Here is a 16804-nt window from a genome sequence, read left to right on the forward strand (position 1 = left end):
GCAAGGAGCAACCGATGTCCGGTTCGATGGCCCAGGCGTTCGCGCACAACTTTCTCGGGCATTCGCCCCGCTGGTACAAGGCGTGCATCGTCGGGTTCCTGATTCTCAACGCCGTGGTGCTGTGGTCGGCAGGTCCTGTCGCCGCAGGCTGGCTGTTGGTGATCGAATTCATTTTCACCCTGGCCATGGCGCTCAAGTGCTATCCGCTGATGCCTGGCGGCTTGCTGCTGATCGAAGCGCTGCTGTTGAAGATGACCACGCCCCAGGCGCTGTACGAAGAGTTGCAGCACAATTTTCCGGTGATTCTGCTGCTGATGTTCATGGTCGCCGGCATCTACTTCATGAAGGATCTGCTGCTGTTTCTGTTCTCGCGCCTGCTGCTGGGCGTGCGTTCGAAGATGCTGCTGGCGCTGATGTTCTGCTTCTTGTCGGCGTTTCTTTCGGCCTTTCTCGACGCACTGACCGTGACCGCCGTGATCATCAGCGCCGCCGTCGGTTTCTATTCGGTCTACCACCGGGTCGCCTCCGGCAACGATCCGCGTCAGGACAGCGAATTCAGCGACGATCAACACCTGCCCAAGCTGCATCACGAGGATCTGGAACAGTTCCGCGCTTTCCTGCGCAGTCTGCTGATGCATGGCGCCGTCGGCACTGCGCTGGGCGGCGTCTGCACGCTGGTTGGCGAGCCGCAGAACCTGCTGATCGGCCATGAGATGGGTTGGCACTTCGCCGAGTTTTTCCTCAAGGTCGCGCCGGTTTCCCTGCCAGTGCTGGTGGCCGGTCTGTTGACCTGTATGTTGCTGGAGAAGCTGCGCTGGTTCGGCTACGGCACCTTGCTGCCGGACAACGTCCGCGCGGTTCTCGCCAACTACGCCAGCGAAGACGATGCCGAACGCACCCCGCGTCAACGTGCCGCGCTGCTGGTACAGGGCGCAGCCGCATTGATCCTGATTGCCGGGCTGGCGTTCCACATCGCCGAAGTGGGCCTTATCGGTTTGATGGTCATTGTGCTGATCACCGCTTTCACCGGCATCACTGACGAGCATCGACTGGGCAGCGCGTTCAAGGACGCCATGCCGTTTACAGCCTTGCTGGTGGTGTTTTTTGCCGTGGTGGCGGTGATCCATGATCAGCAACTGTTCGTGCCGCTGATTCAGTGGGTGCTGGCCTTGCCCGCCGAGCAGCAACCGGGGATGCTGTTCATCGCCAACGGTCTGTTGTCGGCGATCAGTGACAACGTGTTCGTGGCGACGATCTACATCACCGAGGTCAAACAGGCATTCCTGTCCGGCCATATGAGCCGTGAACATTTCGAGACGCTGGCCATCGCGATCAACACCGGCACCAATCTGCCGAGCGTGGCGACGCCCAATGGTCAGGCTGCGTTTCTGTTTCTGCTGACGTCGGCGATTGCACCGCTGGTGCGGTTGTCCTACGGGCGAATGGTGTGGATGGCGTTGCCCTACACCGTGGTGATGGGGTTGCTGGGCTGGTATGCCGTGAGTTACTGGCTGTAGAAACAACAACGGGAGCCCTTGGGCTCCCGTTTTTTTATGCGTCGATCAGAGCGGTAACATGTATTTCTCGATGGCCTGAGCCACACCGTCCTCGGTGTTCGGCCCGGTCACCACGTCCGCCTGACGCTTCACGGCGTCTTCTGCCTGACCCATGGCGATCGACAGTCCGGCGACATGGAACATCGCCGGATCATTGCCGCCATCGCCAATCGCTGCGGTCTGCGCCAGCGGCACGCCGAGATGACCGGCAATAGTAGCCAGAGCCGCGCCCTTGTTGGCGTCGAGTGCCGTCACGTCCAGATACACCGGTTGCGAACGCGACACCTGCGCCATGCCCTCGACCTTCGCCAGCAAACGTGCCTCCAGCTCGATCAACAGTCCGGTGTTGTTGCTGGTCGCCACGATCTTGTCGATATGCTCCAGGTACGGCTCGAAACTGTCGACCACCACCGGCGGATAACCGAGGCCATGCTGCTCACGCGGGACCATCGGTCCGTGGGGATCCTTGAGCAGCCAGTCACCACCGCTGAACACCCAGATTTCGACATCCGGCTGATCGGCGAACAGCGCCAGTGCCGTCAACGCTACCGTGGCCGGCAGGTAATGTGCGACCAGAATGCTGCCGTCCGGGTTGACGATCGTGCCGCCGTTGAAGGCGGCGGTCGGCAGATCGACGCCCAGGGCTTCGATCTGCTGCAACATGGCTTTGGGCGGGCGCCCGGTGGCGAGGCTGAACAACACGCCCGCCTCACGCAGCGCACGAACGGCATCAATGGTGCGCTGGCTCAGACTGTGATCGGGCAGCAACAGCGTGCCGTCCATGTCGCTCAACAGAAAACGGATCGGCTCACTCATCCGAGACCATGCCAGACGCGACCATCGCGAGTCAGCAGATCATCGGCAGCCTGAGGCCCGTCTTCGCCCGCGGCATAACTCTGCACGCTCGCGTCCTGTTGCCAGGCATCGAGGAACGGTTGCACCGCACGCCAGCCGTTCTCGATGTTGTCGGCGCGCTGAAACAGCGTCTGGTCACCCGTCAGGCAGTCGTAGATCAGGGTTTCGTAGCCGGTGGACGGCTGCATTTCGAAGAAATCCTTGTAGGCGAAGCCCAGTTCGATGTTGGCCATGTTCAGCGCCGGCCCCGGCCGTTTCGCCAGCAGGTCGAACCACATGCCTTCGTTGGGCTGGATCTGGATGCGCAGGTAGGTCGGCTGCAACTCATCGACCTCGGTGTCACGGAACTGCGCATACGGCGCCGGTTTGAAGCAGATGACGATCTCGGTGTCGCGCACGCTCATGCGCTTGCCGGTGCGCAGGTAGAACGGCACGCCAACCCAGCGCCAGTTGTCGATCATCACCTTGAGCGCCACGTAGGTTTCGGTGGTGCTTTCGGGCGAGACGTTGGCTTCTTCGCGATAACCGGCCAGCGGCTTGCCGTCGATTTCGCCAGCGCTGTACTGGCCGCGCACCGAGTTGGCCCGCGCCTCTTCAGTGGTCCACGGGCGGATCGCCCCGACCACCTTGGCCTTCTCGCCCCGTACCGCATCGGCGCCGAATGCGGCCGGTGGCTCCATCGCCACCATCGCCAGCAACTGGAACAGGTGATTGGGCACCATGTCCCGCAGGGCGCCGGTGTGTTCGTAAAAACTGCCACGGGTCTCGACGCCAACGGTTTCAGCGGCGGTGATCTGCACGTGGTCGATGTAGTGATTGTTCCAGAACGCTTCGAACAGGCTGTTGGAGAACCGGCTGACCAGAATGTTCTGCACGGTTTCCTTGCCCAGATAGTGATCGATCCGGTAGATCTGCTTTTCCGACATGACCTTTAGCAGGCAGGCGTTCAACGCCTCGGCGGTCTGCAGGTCGGAGCCGAACGGCTTTTCGATCACCACCCTTCTGAAAGCGTCGGGTGTTTCCTCCAGCAAACGCGCAGCGCCAAGACGGCGCACCACTTCGCTGAAGAAACGCGGCGCGGTGGCCAGGTAGAACACCGCGTTGCCGGTGCCGCTGTCGGCGATTTTCGCCGCCAGCGCGGAATAAGTGCTGTCGTCCAGGAAGTCGCCCTGGACGTAGCTGATACCTTTGGCGAGCTTGGCCCACAAGGCCGGATCAAGTATCTGATCGCCCTTGCCGACCTTCGCCGCCACTTCGGTGCGGATGAAGTCTTCGAGCTTTTTGGCGAAGGCTTCATCCGTGATGGCGTTGTGGTCAACGCCGACGATCCGCAGGCCATCATCCAGCAGGCCGTCGCGACTCAGGTTGTACAGCGCCGGCATGAGCAGGCGCTTGACCAGATCACCGTGGGCGCCGAACAGAAACAGCGTGGTCGGTGGCGCGGGGTCTGCCTTGGATTTCCTGCGGATCGTATGGGTCATTTCTTAGGCGTCTCCACGTGGCCACCAAAGCCGAAACGCTGGGCCGAGAGGATCTTGTCGCCGAAGGTGCCCTGGCCGCGGGAGCGGTAGCGCGAGAACAGCGAGTTGGACAGCACCGGGACCGGCACCGCTTGTTCCATGGCCGCTTCGATGGTCCATTGGCCTTCGCCGCTGTCAGCCACGGAGCCCGAGAAACCGTCGAGTTTCGGATCGCTGGCCAGGGCGTCGGCGGTCAGGTCGAGCAACCACGACGACACCACGCTGCCACGACGCCAGACTTCGGCGATGTCAGCCACGTTCAGGTCGAAACGCTGATCTTCCGGCAGGCGCTCGCTGGACTTGGTCTTGAGGATGTCGAAGCCTTCGGCGAAGGCCGCCATCATGCCGTACTCGATACCGTTGTGGATCATCTTCACGAAGTGACCGGCGCCGGCAGGACCTGCGTGGATGTAGCCGTGCTCGGCACGCGAGTCATCGGACTTGCGGTCCTTGGTGCGCGGGATGTCGCCCATGCCTGGCGCCAGAGCGGCGAACAGTGGGTCCAGACGCTTAACGGTCTCGGCATCGCCGCCGATCATCATGCAGTAGCCACGCTCCAGGCCCCAGACGCCGCCGGAGGTGCCGACGTCGATGTAGTGCAGGCCTTTCTCGGCCAGGGTCTTGGCCCGGCGGATGTCGTCCTTATAGTTGGTGTTGCCACCATCGATGATGGTGTCGCCCGCCTCGAGCAGAGTGCTCAGGGTTTCGATGGTGTCTTCGGTCGGCGCGCCGGCCGGCAGCATGACCCACACGGCACGCGGCTTGGCCAGGCCTGCGACCAGTGCAGGAAGATCGGCGACTCCGGTAGAGCCCTCGGCGGCCAGGGTATCGACAAAGGCGGTATTGCGGTCGTAAACAACGGTGGTGTGACCGTTGAGCATCAGACGCCGTGCAATATTGCCGCCCATGCGGCCCAGTCCAATAATCCCGAGTTGCATGTGCTGATGCTCCTTACTACAAATAAAAGTGTGTCAAAGGTTATAGCCCAACGCTCTCATGGAGGTTAGTCCAGAGCGTCGGTGTGAAGTTTCCGGGCATTGTGCCCGATCCAGACTGATAACGTCGGGAAACGTGCCGAAGACACAACGACCATGAAAAATAAAAAAGTTCCATTCGCGGGCAAAAGAAACCAAAATCGGCGCCGATAGCAGGTCAAGGCTCGAAACCGGGGCTGACCTGCAGTTGAGACACGCCATTTGCGAGGTGAGCAATGGGCACAGTACACACAGCAATGCCGCCACAAACCCTGTATGTCACGATCCGTCGCGATGAACTGCGTCAGTTGAAAGACGAACGCGACCAGCTTAAACAAGAGTTGGCGCAATTGCGCCTGATGACCCAGGGCCTTGAGCCGCAGCCTCTGCCCCGCGTACAGCGCTTACCCCACGCCTGACCGCCCGCCTGATCCGGGAGCCGCTGCCCTGCTGTTCCCGACATGATCCGCTCTCTGCCATTTGCGGCAACTAACGAAGTTTTCACATTCGCTTGTTGATACTCCGGCCCATTCTGTCGTGCGTGTCTGCGCGCGGCTTCCGTTCGTCGGTTTTCATGCTCTGGTTCATGAAACGTCCCGGCGGTGGTAATGGTGATCGAGTTGGAGTGCTGAATGGCATTGTTCAAACGCAGCAAAACTGCTGCGGCAGGTTTTGACTGGGCCGGGTTCCTCTGGCTGTTTGTTTTCTTCTGGTACTTCTCCGGTATCACTCAACTGCTGATCCAGCTGACCGGCACCTCCGGATTCTCCGGCTTCCGCCAGGCGTTCGTGATGAGCGCGGTGTGGCTGGCACCGATGCTGCTGTTCCCCAAACGCACCCGTCTGCTCGCCGCCCTGATCGGCGTGGTGTTGTGGGCCTGCTCGATGGCCAGTCTGGGTTACTTCTTCATTTATCAGCAGGAATTCTCCCAGAGCGTCATCTTCATCATGTTCGAGTCGAACGTGTCGGAAGCCGGCGAGTACATGACCCAGTACTTTGCCTGGTGGATGATCCCTGCGTTCCTCGCTCACACGGCGTTCGCCTACTTCCTGTGGACCCGCCTGCGTCCGGTCTACATGCCGCGCGGCCGGGCCTTCGTGGCAGCCATGGCGATTCTGATCGCGGTGGTCGGTTATCCGCTGATCAAGCAGACTCAGCGCACCGGCAGCTTCGCCGGCGGTTTCGAGAAGTTCGAAACCCGCATCGAACCGGCCGTGCCTTGGCAGATGGCCGTGGCCTACCACCGTTACCTCGAGACCCTGGGCGAAATGCAGGGCATGCTCGACAGCGCGAGCAAGATCCCGCCGCTGCACAACCTCAAGGACGCTGGCGCCAATCAGCCTGCGACCCTGGTGCTGGTGATCGGCGAGTCGACCAACCGTCAGCGCATGAGCCTCTATGGCTATCAGCGCAAGACCACACCGGAACTGGACAAGCTCAAGGATCAACTCTCGGTCTTCGATAACGTCGTCACCCCGCGCCCGTACACCATCGAGGCGTTGCAGCAGGTGTTGACCTTCGCCGACGAAGAGAACCCGGATCTGTACCTGTCCACGCCGTCGCTGGTCAGCATGATGAAACAGGCCGGCTACAAGACGTTCTGGATCACCAACCAGCAGACCATGACCAAGCGCAACACCATGCTCACGACCTTCTCCGAACAGGCCGACGAGCAGGTGTACCTGAACAACAACCGCAACCAGAACGCCGCGCAATACGATGGCGATGTGATCGAGCCGTTCAACAAGGCTCTGACCGATCCAGCACCGCGCAAGCTGATCGTTGTGCACCTGCTCGGCACGCACATGAGCTACCAGTACCGTTATCCACCGACCTTCGACAAGTTCCAGGACCGCAACGGCGTGCCGGCCGGCGTGCGTGACGACCAGGTGCCGACCTACAACAGTTACGACAACGCAGTGCTGTACAACGACTTCGTGGTCTCGAGCCTGATCAAGGACTACGCCAAGTCCGATCCGAACGGCTTCCTGCTGTACCTCTCCGACCACGGTGAAGACGTGTTCGACTCGGTGGGCCACAACACCCTGGGCCGTAACGAAAACAAACCGACCGCGCCGATGTACACCATTCCGTTCATGGCCTGGGCGTCGCCGAAGTGGCGTGAAAACCACGACTGGAGTTTCGCCGCTGACTTGAGCCGGCCTTACAGCAGTGCGCACCTGATCCACACCTGGGCAGACCTGGCGGGTTTGAGCTTCGATGAACTGGACCGCAGCAAAAGCGTGGTCAGCGACAGCTTCAAACAGCGTCCGTTGCTGATCGGCAACCCTTACGAACGTGAGCAGCGAGCCTTGATCGACTTCAGCCTGATGAAGCCGAAAAAGCCCGACGAAGCGCCTAAGGAAGTCGTCAAGCAATAACCTGAAAAGGGCCGGAAACGGCCCTTTTTTCATGCTGTCGCAATACCTCGAAATGACAATATTTCTCGTTTGTTACTAAATCGCACTCCCCCTCTTCGTCTTTGAACCAAAGGAAATTTTCTCTCGAAGACAAGGAGTCGGCTGCGATGTTCGCGCCCATCACCCGTTCCATGACCCTCACCCTGGGCCTGTGCAGTGCTGCATTGAGCCCGGATCTGCTGGCTGAAACCGACGCCGAAAAACAGCCTGAAGCCGCCGCTCCGGCACTCGAGCTGGCCTCCACCAACGTCACCGCCCAAGGATTGGGCAGTACGACTGAAGACACCGCTTCCTACACCACCGGCGCCATGAGCACGGCCACGCGGTTGAACCTGTCGATCAAGGAAACCCCGCAATCGGTGTCCGTGGTGACCCGCCAGCAGATGGATGATTTCAAGCTCGGTACATTGTCCGAAGCCATGAGCCAGACCACGGGCGTTGTGGTTCAGCATTACGACTCGGACCGGGTCAACTATTCGTCTCGCGGCTACTCGATCAACAACTTCCAGATCGACGGGATGCTCAACACCTTCAGCCGGATGAAGTCCGATTCCGACACGATCATTTACGACCGTATCGAAGTGGTACGGGGCGCCACCGGCCTGACCACCGGCGCAGGTGATCCTTCGGCCACCATCAACATGGTACGCAAGCGCCCTACCGCGCAATTGCAGGCGCTGGCCGGGTTCAGCGGCGGCAGCTACGACGATTACTACAGCTACGTGGACGTGGGCGGCCCGCTTGCTTTCGACGGCCGTTTGCGCGGACGCAGCGTGCTGGCGTATCGCGACAGCCAGTCAATTCGCGACCATTACGCGCTGCAACGGGAAGTCGGCTACGGCATTCTCGAAGGCGACCTGACGGAATCGACCGTGCTCGCGGTCGGCTATGACTATCAGAACAAGCACGTACAAGGCAGCTCATGGGGCACGGTGCCCTACTGGAATGCCGACGGCGGCAAGGCCGGTCTGGGCCGCTCGACCAACATGGCAACGTCATGGAGTTCATGGCCGATCGAGGACAAGACCGCTTTCGCCACCCTCGATCAGGCACTGGCGGGCGGCTGGCACTTGAAAGCGGCGTACACCCATCGCCAGAGCGATACCGACGGCAAGGTCTACTACGGCGGCACCGGTTTTCCCGCAGACGACCGCAGCGGGATGGCGGCCTACATATCACACATGATCGGCACGCAAAAAATGAAGACCTATGACTTCAACGTGTCGGGCCCCTATGCGCTGTTCGGTCGCGAACACGAGATGATGTTCGGTTATGGCGAGGCCGAGCGCAGCGAGCGCTCCCCTTATACGATCGACGGCACGTTTCCACCGGGTTACGGGCGGATTCGCGACTGGAAATACATGGGCGATATCGCCAAATTTCCTGACACCGTCACAAGTTTGACCGGCTCCACCTCCAGCACCCGCCAGAAAGCAGGCTATCTGGCCACTCGCCTGAGTTTCACCGATGACTTGCATGCGGTACTCGGCAGCCGCTACGGCAGCTGGAAAGCGTCAAAAGCCGACAATACGTATGACGACAATCGGCAAGTGAGCGCGGTCGACGCCAGCCGCCAGCAACACAACGATATGTGGACGCCATACGCGGGGCTGCTCTACGACTTGACGCCCGAATACACCGTGTATGCCAGCTACACCGACATCTTCAACCCTCAGGAATACCGCGACGCCAATCGCAAATTCCTTGAGCCGGTGGTCGGCAGCAACTATGAAATAGGCCTCAAGGGCAGCCTGCTGGACGAGCGCCTGAACCTGGCCACGGCCGTGTTCTGGAGCAAGCAGGACAACGTCGCCGAGCTCGACGACTCGGTACCACCGGATCCGGTCACCGGTGAGGAGTTCTACAAGAGCGGCGGCAAAGGCAACAAGGTCAACGGTTTCGAGGCCGAGCTCTCGGGTGAAGTCCATGACGGCTGGAACATGACCGCCGGCTACACCTACACCCACGCACTCAACGGCGAGAAAAACCGCACCAACACCAACCAGCCGCTGAACATGCTTCGCGTCTCCACCGCGTATCGCTTGCCGGGCGACTGGAGCGCCCTGACCGTGGGTGGCGCGGTGAACTGGCAGAGTGACGTCTACGGCAATTCCAACCGCCCGGTCGGGCGCGGTGCCAATGGCCGGGTCATCACCGAACGGACACGAATCAGTCAGGGCGCCTACTCGGTGGTCAAGCTGATGTCGCGTTATGAGTTCGACAAACACCTGTCGGCATCGCTGAACGTCGACAACCTGTTTGACAAGAAGTATTACGACAACGTCGGCTTCTACAACGGCGTGTTCTGGGGCGATCCGCGCACGGTGACGCTGAGCCTCGACTGGAAACTCTGACGCCCTTCCCCGCGAGCTGCACGCGTCAGCGGCGCGTGCAGCCTTTGTCCGCCACCCTTGGAAACATTCGGTAAAACCTGCACGGAACGCGCGTTAACCCTTGGTTAATGCCCTCGACGGACACTGCGCCCCGAGGTTCTGATTCATGGATGAACGGCTCCGACTTTTTTCGTAGGAGGCACCATGAAAACCACGACTGCAATCCTTGCCGGTCTACTCGCCATTGCATCCGCCAGCGCTTTCGCCGAGGGCGGCGCCGAGCGGATGCGATATCACTGGGAGAACTTCCCGGTCCACACCGAACAAAGCCAGCAGACAGACACGAAAGCCAACGAGCTTCGCGTCCCGGACGACCAGACCGCACAGGTCACCGAACATTACCGTCCTTGATGTAGACAGGTTTACCGATGGACCTGCGATGGCTCCGCTCTGGCTTCGCAGATGACAGTTGGGCGCCCTTTTCGGGCGCCTTTTTTTATGCCTGCAATTCCTTGATCCAGAACAGCATGCGCCCGTGACTCGGGTCGAACATGCCCGGAGCAAAACCGAATTTTGCGTAGGAACCCTGGGCCACGGCGTTACCTTCGAGCACTTCCAGGGTGATCTTGCAGCACCCGCGCTGACGGGCGATGTCCTCGACCTTGCGCAGCATTTTCTGGCTCAGCCCCAGGCCTCGAAACTTCGTTACCACCGACACGTCATGGACGTTGACCAGCGGCTTGCAGGCAAAGGTCGAAAACCCTTCAAAGCAGTTCACCAGCCCTGCCGGTTCGCCGCCGACAAAGGCCAGGACACTGAACGCGTGAGGCCGCTTGGCCAGTTCTGCGGGCAGTTGCTGCAACAGTTCAGGGGCAATCGGATGGCCGCCGCCCATCGGGTCTTCGGCGTAATGATTGAGCACCACACCGATGGCCTCGGCATGCACCGGATTGGTATAGCTGGCTTGAAGCACAAGAATCTCTGCGGAATCCATTTCCTTCCTCGATCGCACGGGGCCCCGGCACGTTTGATACGCACTGATAGGCTGTCCGACCTTAGCGCGAGGCGGCCCCCGGCCACAACCCAGCCGTTTCAGTGGCCCCAGATCAGTTCTTCCGTCCAGCCCAGTTCGGCGAAATCCTCGGCCCGCAAGCCGGACTCGCCGACACAGAAGAACTCATCCAGTTGCGGCGGTTTCACCGGTGTGCCGCTGAGCATGGCGTGGACCTGACCACGATGGTGGATCTGGTGTTCGAACAGGTGCGAAATCATCCGCAGACGGCTGTCGTGCTGCGGCGTGTCGCGGGCGATGGTGACGATGCGCCCCAGATCGGCATCGCGCAGCTGCTCGCAATAAGCGATCAAGCGGCGATCGACATGGGCCTGCTCACGGCGCAAGGCCTGCGCCTCGGTGAAGGGTTCATCCACGTTGAAAAACACATAGCAATCGGGATGCGGCTCATCACCGCGCAACTCGCGCTCCAGCGCATCGACGTAGAACCAGTCGCAGGTGAGGATGTGATTGAGGGTCAGGCGAAGGCTCGGGAAGAAACTCACCCTGGGCGCCGCCAGTTGTGCATCGTCGAGTTGCAGCCAGGCCTTGGCCAGTCGATGGTTGGCCCAGGCGTTCTGATAAGCCTGGGTCAGCAAGTGATGGGACAGTGGCTGAGTCATGTCGCACCCTCCGTGCATCAAGTGTCGGCAAAGCGTTGCAGCTGCATCTCCTGCAAGCGGCTGAGGGTCCGGCGGAACGGGAATTCCAGATAACCCTCGGTGTACAGCGCGTCCATCGGCACATCGGCCTCGATGTACAGCGGCACCTTGCGGTCGTAGCACTCGTCGACCAGCGCGATGAAGCGCCGTACACCGTCATCGTGCACCGACAGTTGCGGCAACTCGCGATCCCCGGCCACTACCCGCTCGGCACCGTCTTCGGTGCCACGGGCGATCCGCCCTTCACGCTTTTGCGCGCTCAGGTTCGGCACCTCGCTCAACAGAATAGCCCTGTAGGTGTCGCACAGCGCGATGAAGTCCATGGCCGCGAACGGTTGCTCGCACAAATCCGCGTAACGGCACCACAACACGGACTCGCTGGCCTTCACCACATTCAAGGCGCGGTAGCCGACCGGCACCGGTTCGGAGCTGGCGTCCTGCCCGGCCGCCAACGCATCGAACACCCCGGCCAGCGCGCAATCCTGCTCCGGCGCCGCCACCCAGTAGCGCTGCTCGAGGGCGCCCGGATGCAAACGATGGTCCTCGGCGCCGTTCACCGCGACCACCTGCATATGCTGCTTGATCGCCGTGATCGCCGGCAGGAAGCGGTCACGGTTGAATCCGTCGGCATACAACTGATCCGGCGGCAGGTTGGAGGTGCAGACCACCACCACGCCTTCGTCGAACATCACCTGGAACAACCGGCCGAGGATGATCGCATCGCCAATGTCATTGACGAACAACTCATCGAAGCACAGCACCCGCACTTCGGCCGCCAGTTCCCGGGCCAATGCCCGCAGCGGATCGGCGATGCCGGTCAGTTGAAACGAGCGCTGATGGACCCAGCCCATGAAGTGATGAAAGTGCTGACGCCGGGCCGGCACCCGCAGGCTTTGATGGAACTGGTCCATCAGCCAGGTCTTGCCGCGCCCGACCGGCCCCCACAAGTAAACGCCGGTGACCGATCGGGCACCGGCGTGCAGGGCTTCATGGCATTTTTGCAACGCCCAGACCGCGTGCTCCTGGGCTTCATCCTGGATGAAGCCCTTGTGCTCGACGGCATGTTGCCAGGCGCTTAGGGGAGAGTCGAAAGTCATGCGCGGCAGTATGCCACGATGGCTACACGGAAATATCCAGCCGTGCGATTTTGCCCTGCTCGTTGAGGCGAAAGGTGTAACGCAATTCCAGCGGGCTGCCGGGAAACGTCCCGGAAATCAGCCCTTGCACCAGCACTTTGCCGGTGCGCTGCTGGACGCCCAGTACTTCGACTCGTGGCTGATAGCGTCGGGCGGTGTCTTGCATCCAGTGGGCGATGGCCTGCGGGCCGACCTGATGATTGCCTTCATCGAACACGTGGGCGTCCTCGGCAAAAAAACTGCCGACCCGGGACGTATCGCGAGCGTTGGCGGCGTTGATGTACTCAACGATGGCCGGGGCGAGTATCGAGGTGGGATGGAACATGAGTGCAGCTCCTTTTTTCGGGTTCTGTCGCCATCCTAGAACAGCCCTGCGTCAGTTTTTGTCAGGAGTGAAACGCCCGTTTTCATCCAGTTGCATCTGCCGCTGCCAAGTGCGCAGCAGGTCGCTGCGACGTCCTGGATATCGCTCGCCCTGCAGACTGGCCGCTGAGATCCGGTCGGTTCGGAACGTGCGATACGCGCTGCGCAACTCGCACCACGCCACAATGATCCGCACCTCGTTGAGAAACCCCAGCGCCAACGGCCAGATCAAGCGCTGGCTCGGCACCTGTTGTGCGTCGGCGTAATCGATGTGCAGCTTGGCCTGATCGCGGATCGCCTGACGAAACACATTCAACGGCACTGCGTTCTGCGGAAAGCCGTAACCGGGCGGCCCGGGCATGACCGTCGGATTGCGCATCGCCTCCTGGGCCTGGGGATCCAGCACCGCAGCGATTTTCGCCAAAGCGTCGGCTGCGGCTTTGCTCAGGACCTCGTCGCCACGCTGATCGACATAGCGCAGGCCCAGGACGATGGCTTCTGTCTCGTCGGCGTTGAGCATCAGCGGCGGCAGAAACAGGCCGCTGCGCAAGACATAACCAATGCCCGCCTCGCCGTGGATCGGCGCCCCGAGTGCGGTCAATTCGGCGATGTCGCGATAGAGGGTGCGCTCGGAGATTTCCAGCTCGGACGCCAGCGTCGCCGCAGTGACCGGGCGTTTCTTGCCGCGAAGCACTTGCAGCAAAGTCAGTAGACGAGTGGTGCGCGACACAGTGTGAGGCTCCGGGCAGAAATTTGCCGGAGCTTAGCAGAGCCTGGTGTCAGAAATTGTCAGGAGCTTTCACCAGGCTCAGAGCCGATCACGCGTCGACTTTGTGCCTTGCCGCGTACAGACACAGCATCTCCATGGCCAGCGTCGCCGCCGCCAGCGATGTCACGTCTGCGTGGTCGTAGGCCGGGGCCACTTCCACCACGTCCATGCCCACCAGATTGATCCCACGCAGACCGCCAAGGATTTCCAGTGCCTGCACCGTGCTCAACCCGCCGCAGACCGGCGTCCCGGTGCCCGGTGCGAAGGCCGGATCCAGGCAGTCGATGTCGAATGTCAGGTACACCGGGTTGTCCCCGACCCGCGCACGAATCGCCTCGACAATCGCTTCGCAGCCCCGGCGATGTACCTGCCGTGCGTCCAGCACCTGAAAGCCCTGATGATCGTCATTGGTGGTGCGCAAACCGATCTGCACCGAGCGCGCCGGATCCACCAGCCCTTCCCGCGCCGCGTGCCAGAACATGGTGCCGTGATCGACCCGTTTGCCGCCCTCGTCCGGCCAGGTGTCGCTGTGGGCGTCGAAGTGAATCAGCGACAGCGTGCCGTGCTTGCGCGCATGGGCCTTGAGCAGCGGGTAGCTGATGAAGTGATCGCCACCGAACGTGAGCATGGCGCTGCCGGAACTGAGGATGTGCTCGGCGTGGGCCTCGATGCTTTCCGGAATCGTGTGCGGCGAACCGTAATCGAAGTCGCAATCGCCGTAATCGATCACCGCCAGATGATCGAACGGGTCGAACGCCCACGGCCAGTGCCGTTCCCAGGCAATCCCGGTGGACGCGGCACGAATTCCGCGAGGCCCGAAACGTGCGCCCGGACGGTTGCTGGTGGCGGTGTCGAACGGCACGCCGCTGACGGCCACGTCCACGCCGCGCAAGTCGCGGCTGTAGCGCCGGCGCATGAAACTGGTGATCCCGGCGTAGGTGCTTTCGGCAGCGGTGCCGTAGAGGCTGTCACGGGTCAGGGCCTGATCGTTCTGCATTGGCACGTCCATCGGTGTGCTCCTTTGGTTTTTATCCAGCGTTATTGATGGCTACGGAAAGTGGTCCACAAGCGCGTGCGCTGACGCATGTCCTTGAGGCTCATGCTGCGGTCGGCGTACAGCCGCTCGCGCACTTCGGGTTTCGGGTAAATGTCCGGATCGTTGCGCACCGCTTCGTCCACCAGCGGCGTGGCGGCCTGGTTGGCGGTGGCGAAGAACAACGTATTGGTCAGCGTCGCCACGGATTCGGGGCGCAACATGAACTCGATGAAGGCCCGAGCGGCCTCCGGGTGCGGCGCGTCTTTGGGGATGGCCAGGTTGTCCTGCCACACCAGCGTGCCTTCTTTCGGAATCCGGTAAGCGACTTCAAACGGCTTGTTGGCCTTGCGCGCCTGATCGGCGGCCATGCTTGCGTCACCGTTGTAGGTCAGCGCCAGGCACACGCTGCCGTTGGCCAGATCACTGATCTGCCGGCCCGTGGCGACGTAAAGCACCGAGGGCTGCAACTTCTGCAACAAGGCTTCGGCGGCGGCCAGATCGTTCTTGTCGGTGCTGTAGGGATCTTTACCGAGGTAGTGCAACGCCAGGCCGATCACTTCCTGCGGGGAATCGAGAATGGCGATCCCGCAGTCCTTGAGCTTGCTGGCGTATTCGGGCTTGAACAGCAGATCGAGGCTGTTGAGCGGCACATCCGGCAGCCGTTGCTTGACCGCTTCAACGTTCATGCCCAGACCGAGCGTGCCCCAGGTGTACGGCACGCCATAGCGATTGCCCGGGTCGACGGCCGCGAGTTTTTCCAGCAGGTCCGGATCGAGATTGGCGTAACCCTTGAGCCCGTCGTGAGGGATTTCCTTCAACGCGCCAGCAGCGAGCCCCCGTGCCAGCACGCTGGATGACGGCACCACCACGTCGTAGCCGCTGCCGCCGGTAAGCAACTTGGTTTCCAGCACCTCGGAGGTATCGAAGGTGTCGTAGCGCACGTGAATGCCGGTTTCCTTTTCGAAGCGCTGCAGGGTTTCAGGCGCCACGTAATCGGCCCAGCTGTAGAGGTTGAGCGTCTTGTCCTCGGCCTGGGCGGCGATGGAGACAGAGAGCAACAGCGCGGGTAAACACAGCTTGAACAAGGGAGCCATGACGAAACACCTGACCGGAGGAAGTGGTCTCAGGATGCGCCGTCGGATACATTCCAGAAATATCAAGTTTGTTAACCTGACTTTATCCAAGGCTAATGTGATGCTCGGTCAACTCCACGATGTCGATTTGCAGCTGCTGCGCCTGTTTCTCGGGGTGGTCGAGTCCAATGGTTTCAGCGCCGCCCAAGGCGAACTGGGGCTGAGCCAGTCGAGCATCAGCCAGCAAATGGCCAAGCTGGAAACCCGCCTCGGCTATCGGGTGTGCAACCGTGGCAAGGGCGGTTTCAGCCTGACGCCCAAGGGCGAACAACTGCTGATTGCCGCGCGCAGTCTGTTCGATTCGATCGAAACCTTCCGCCATCAATCCAACGGCGTCGCCGGGCGCCTGATCGGCGAAGTGCGCCTGGGCCTGTCGGAAGCGGTCGATCAATCGGTGCTGCAACGGGTGGCTGAGGCGATCCGGCGTTTTCGCGAACGGGACGAATCGGTGCGCATCGAGCTGATCAGCGCCATGCCCGGCGAAATGGAGCGCCTGCTGCTGCAACAGCGGCTGGACCTGGCCATCGGTTATTTCTCCCAGGTGCAGAGCGCCTTTGATTACCGCGAGCTGTTCAGCGAAACCCAGCATTTGTACTGCGCGCCTGGCCATCCGCTGTTCACCGACGATGCACCCGATGACGCAGCGCTGCTGGCCTGCGACCGGGTCGATCACCCCTATCGGTTCCTGCGCAGTGACGAGCCGTTTCAGGGCAAGCTGTGTTCGGCGCGCTCCGAGCAGGTCGAAGGCACCCTCGCCTTCATTCTGTCCGGCAAGCACGTCGGTTATCTGCCCAACCATTACGCGCGCCAATGGCAGGACAAAGGCTTGCTGCGCCCGGTGCGCGAGGGTGAGTTGAGCTTTGAAGTGGCGTTCCATCTGGCCCGCCATCGAGCGCAGGTGCCGGGGGATGCGCAGAAGGCATTTGAAGAAGATCTGCTGTCAGCCTTTGGTCGAACCTGACCTTTTGGGCAGTTTTAATGCGTTGCCCTCGCTCC

At 61.2% G+C, this 16804-nt stretch carries 16 protein-coding genes; 6 read left to right on the top strand and 10 right to left on the bottom strand.

What is annotated here, in order from left to right; all coding sequences use genetic code 11:
- Positions 1 to 14 precede the first annotated feature (14 nt).
- The gene (gene nhaB / locus AC1RR7_RS06405; RefSeq protein WP_096820313.1) at positions 15 to 1517 is read left to right on the top strand and encodes a sodium/proton antiporter NhaB; all 1503 of its coding nucleotides are present in this window, start codon (positions 15 to 17) and stop codon (positions 1515 to 1517) included.
- Positions 1518 to 1562: 45 nt separating this feature from the next.
- Here nhaB and AC1RR7_RS06410 read toward each other — a convergent pair whose 3' ends face one another.
- Genes AC1RR7_RS06410 through gnd form a run of 3 tightly spaced genes read right to left on the bottom strand, consistent with a single transcriptional unit; the run spans position 1563 to position 4869 of the window.
- Positions 1563 to 2372 (bottom strand): HAD family hydrolase, encoded by an 810-nt coding sequence (locus tag AC1RR7_RS06410; protein ID WP_102621337.1) that lies wholly within the window; start codon positions 2370 to 2372, stop codon positions 1563 to 1565.
- A complete protein-coding gene (gene zwf, locus AC1RR7_RS06415) occupies positions 2369 to 3892 on the bottom strand; it encodes a glucose-6-phosphate dehydrogenase (RefSeq protein ID WP_273536353.1) in 1524 nt (507 codons plus the stop codon). Before zwf ends, AC1RR7_RS06410 begins: the two co-directional genes overlap by 4 nt.
- Positions 3889 to 4869, bottom strand: a complete 981-nt coding sequence (gene gnd, locus AC1RR7_RS06420) for a phosphogluconate dehydrogenase (NAD(+)-dependent, decarboxylating) (protein WP_096820310.1) — start codon at positions 4867 to 4869, stop codon at positions 3889 to 3891. The genes zwf and gnd overlap by 4 nt, the downstream gene beginning before the upstream one ends.
- Before the next feature lie 272 nt (positions 4870 to 5141).
- On the opposite strand from gnd, the gene AC1RR7_RS06425 reads away from it, so the two are divergent.
- From AC1RR7_RS06425 to AC1RR7_RS06440, 4 genes are all read left to right on the top strand, one after another.
- A complete protein-coding gene (locus AC1RR7_RS06425) occupies positions 5142 to 5324 on the top strand; it encodes a DUF6026 family protein (RefSeq protein WP_096820309.1) in 183 nt (60 codons plus the stop codon).
- 213 nt (positions 5325 to 5537) lie between these two features.
- Positions 5538 to 7286, top strand: coding sequence for a phosphoethanolamine transferase CptA (locus AC1RR7_RS06430; RefSeq protein ID WP_192560824.1), 1749 nt, complete (start codon positions 5538 to 5540; stop codon positions 7284 to 7286).
- A gap of 146 nt (positions 7287 to 7432) precedes the next feature.
- Positions 7433 to 9679 (top strand): TonB-dependent siderophore receptor, encoded by a 2247-nt coding sequence (locus tag AC1RR7_RS06435; protein WP_493156702.1) that lies wholly within the window; start codon positions 7433 to 7435, stop codon positions 9677 to 9679.
- Between the two features lie 183 nt (positions 9680 to 9862).
- The gene (locus AC1RR7_RS06440) at positions 9863 to 10069 is read left to right on the top strand and encodes a DUF2790 domain-containing protein (protein WP_085731093.1); all 207 of its coding nucleotides are present in this window, start codon (positions 9863 to 9865) and stop codon (positions 10067 to 10069) included.
- Between the two features lie 85 nt (positions 10070 to 10154).
- Here AC1RR7_RS06440 and AC1RR7_RS06445 read toward each other — a convergent pair whose 3' ends face one another.
- From AC1RR7_RS06445 to AC1RR7_RS06475, 7 genes are all read right to left on the bottom strand, one after another.
- Entirely contained in the window at positions 10155 to 10652 is a 498-nt protein-coding gene (locus tag AC1RR7_RS06445) for a GNAT family N-acetyltransferase (RefSeq protein WP_096820305.1), read from the bottom strand.
- 98 nt (positions 10653 to 10750) lie between these two features.
- Positions 10751 to 11332 (bottom strand): DinB family protein, encoded by a 582-nt coding sequence (locus tag AC1RR7_RS06450; RefSeq protein WP_273536357.1) that lies wholly within the window; start codon positions 11330 to 11332, stop codon positions 10751 to 10753.
- A 17-nt stretch (positions 11333 to 11349) separates the two neighbouring features.
- Complete coding sequence (gene zapE / locus AC1RR7_RS06455) at positions 11350 to 12468, bottom strand: cell division protein ZapE (protein WP_273536358.1); 1119 nt, start codon at positions 12466 to 12468, stop codon at positions 11350 to 11352.
- A 22-nt stretch (positions 12469 to 12490) separates the two neighbouring features.
- Complete coding sequence (locus tag AC1RR7_RS06460) at positions 12491 to 12832, bottom strand: nuclear transport factor 2 family protein (protein ID WP_273536359.1); 342 nt, start codon at positions 12830 to 12832, stop codon at positions 12491 to 12493.
- Between the two features lie 51 nt (positions 12833 to 12883).
- On the bottom strand, positions 12884 to 13600 hold the full coding sequence (locus tag AC1RR7_RS06465; RefSeq protein WP_096820301.1) for a helix-turn-helix transcriptional regulator: 717 nt from the start codon (positions 13598 to 13600) through the stop codon (positions 12884 to 12886).
- Positions 13601 to 13688: 88 nt separating this feature from the next.
- Positions 13689 to 14648, bottom strand: a complete 960-nt coding sequence (gene speB / locus AC1RR7_RS06470; RefSeq protein ID WP_064381781.1) for an agmatinase — start codon at positions 14646 to 14648, stop codon at positions 13689 to 13691.
- Between the two features lie 29 nt (positions 14649 to 14677).
- Positions 14678 to 15769, bottom strand: a complete 1092-nt coding sequence (locus AC1RR7_RS06475) for a polyamine ABC transporter substrate-binding protein (protein WP_493156705.1) — start codon at positions 15767 to 15769, stop codon at positions 14678 to 14680.
- Between the two features lie 100 nt (positions 15770 to 15869).
- Here AC1RR7_RS06475 and AC1RR7_RS06480 point away from each other — a divergent pair, with 100 nt between their 5' ends.
- A complete protein-coding gene (locus AC1RR7_RS06480; RefSeq protein WP_493156707.1) occupies positions 15870 to 16769 on the top strand; it encodes a LysR family transcriptional regulator in 900 nt (299 codons plus the stop codon).
- Positions 16770 to 16804 lie beyond the last annotated feature (35 nt).

It is taken from the genome of Pseudomonas sp. GW821-FHT11G12, from assembly GCF_058808055.1.

What these genes read in the sequence shown, in the direction of transcription:
- nhaB (WP_096820313.1), top strand. Translation starts at nt 15, where the DNA reads ATGTCCGGTTCGATGGCCCAGGCGTTCGCGCACAACTTTCTCGGGCAT.
- AC1RR7_RS06410 (WP_102621337.1), bottom strand. Translation starts at nt 2,372, where the DNA reads ATGAGTGAGCCGATCCGTTTTCTGTTGAGCGACATGGACGGCACGCTG.
- zwf (WP_273536353.1), bottom strand. Translation starts at nt 3,892, where the DNA reads ATGACCCATACGATCCGCAGGAAATCCAAGGCAGACCCCGCGCCACCG.
- gnd (WP_096820310.1), bottom strand. Translation starts at nt 4,869, where the DNA reads ATGCAACTCGGGATTATTGGACTGGGCCGCATGGGCGGCAATATTGCA.
- AC1RR7_RS06425 (WP_096820309.1), top strand. Translation starts at nt 5,142, where the DNA reads ATGGGCACAGTACACACAGCAATGCCGCCACAAACCCTGTATGTCACG.
- AC1RR7_RS06430 (WP_192560824.1), top strand. Translation starts at nt 5,538, where the DNA reads ATGGCATTGTTCAAACGCAGCAAAACTGCTGCGGCAGGTTTTGACTGG.
- AC1RR7_RS06435 (WP_493156702.1), top strand. Translation starts at nt 7,433, where the DNA reads ATGTTCGCGCCCATCACCCGTTCCATGACCCTCACCCTGGGCCTGTGC.
- AC1RR7_RS06440 (WP_085731093.1), top strand. Translation starts at nt 9,863, where the DNA reads ATGAAAACCACGACTGCAATCCTTGCCGGTCTACTCGCCATTGCATCC.
- AC1RR7_RS06445 (WP_096820305.1), bottom strand. Translation starts at nt 10,652, where the DNA reads ATGGATTCCGCAGAGATTCTTGTGCTTCAAGCCAGCTATACCAATCCG.
- AC1RR7_RS06450 (WP_273536357.1), bottom strand. Translation starts at nt 11,332, where the DNA reads ATGACTCAGCCACTGTCCCATCACTTGCTGACCCAGGCTTATCAGAAC.
- zapE (WP_273536358.1), bottom strand. Translation starts at nt 12,468, where the DNA reads ATGACTTTCGACTCTCCCCTAAGCGCCTGGCAACATGCCGTCGAGCAC.
- AC1RR7_RS06460 (WP_273536359.1), bottom strand. Translation starts at nt 12,832, where the DNA reads ATGTTCCATCCCACCTCGATACTCGCCCCGGCCATCGTTGAGTACATC.
- speB (WP_064381781.1), bottom strand. Translation starts at nt 14,648, where the DNA reads ATGGACGTGCCAATGCAGAACGATCAGGCCCTGACCCGTGACAGCCTC.
- AC1RR7_RS06475 (WP_493156705.1), bottom strand. Translation starts at nt 15,769, where the DNA reads ATGGCTCCCTTGTTCAAGCTGTGTTTACCCGCGCTGTTGCTCTCTGTC.
- AC1RR7_RS06480 (WP_493156707.1), top strand. Translation starts at nt 15,870, where the DNA reads ATGCTCGGTCAACTCCACGATGTCGATTTGCAGCTGCTGCGCCTGTTT.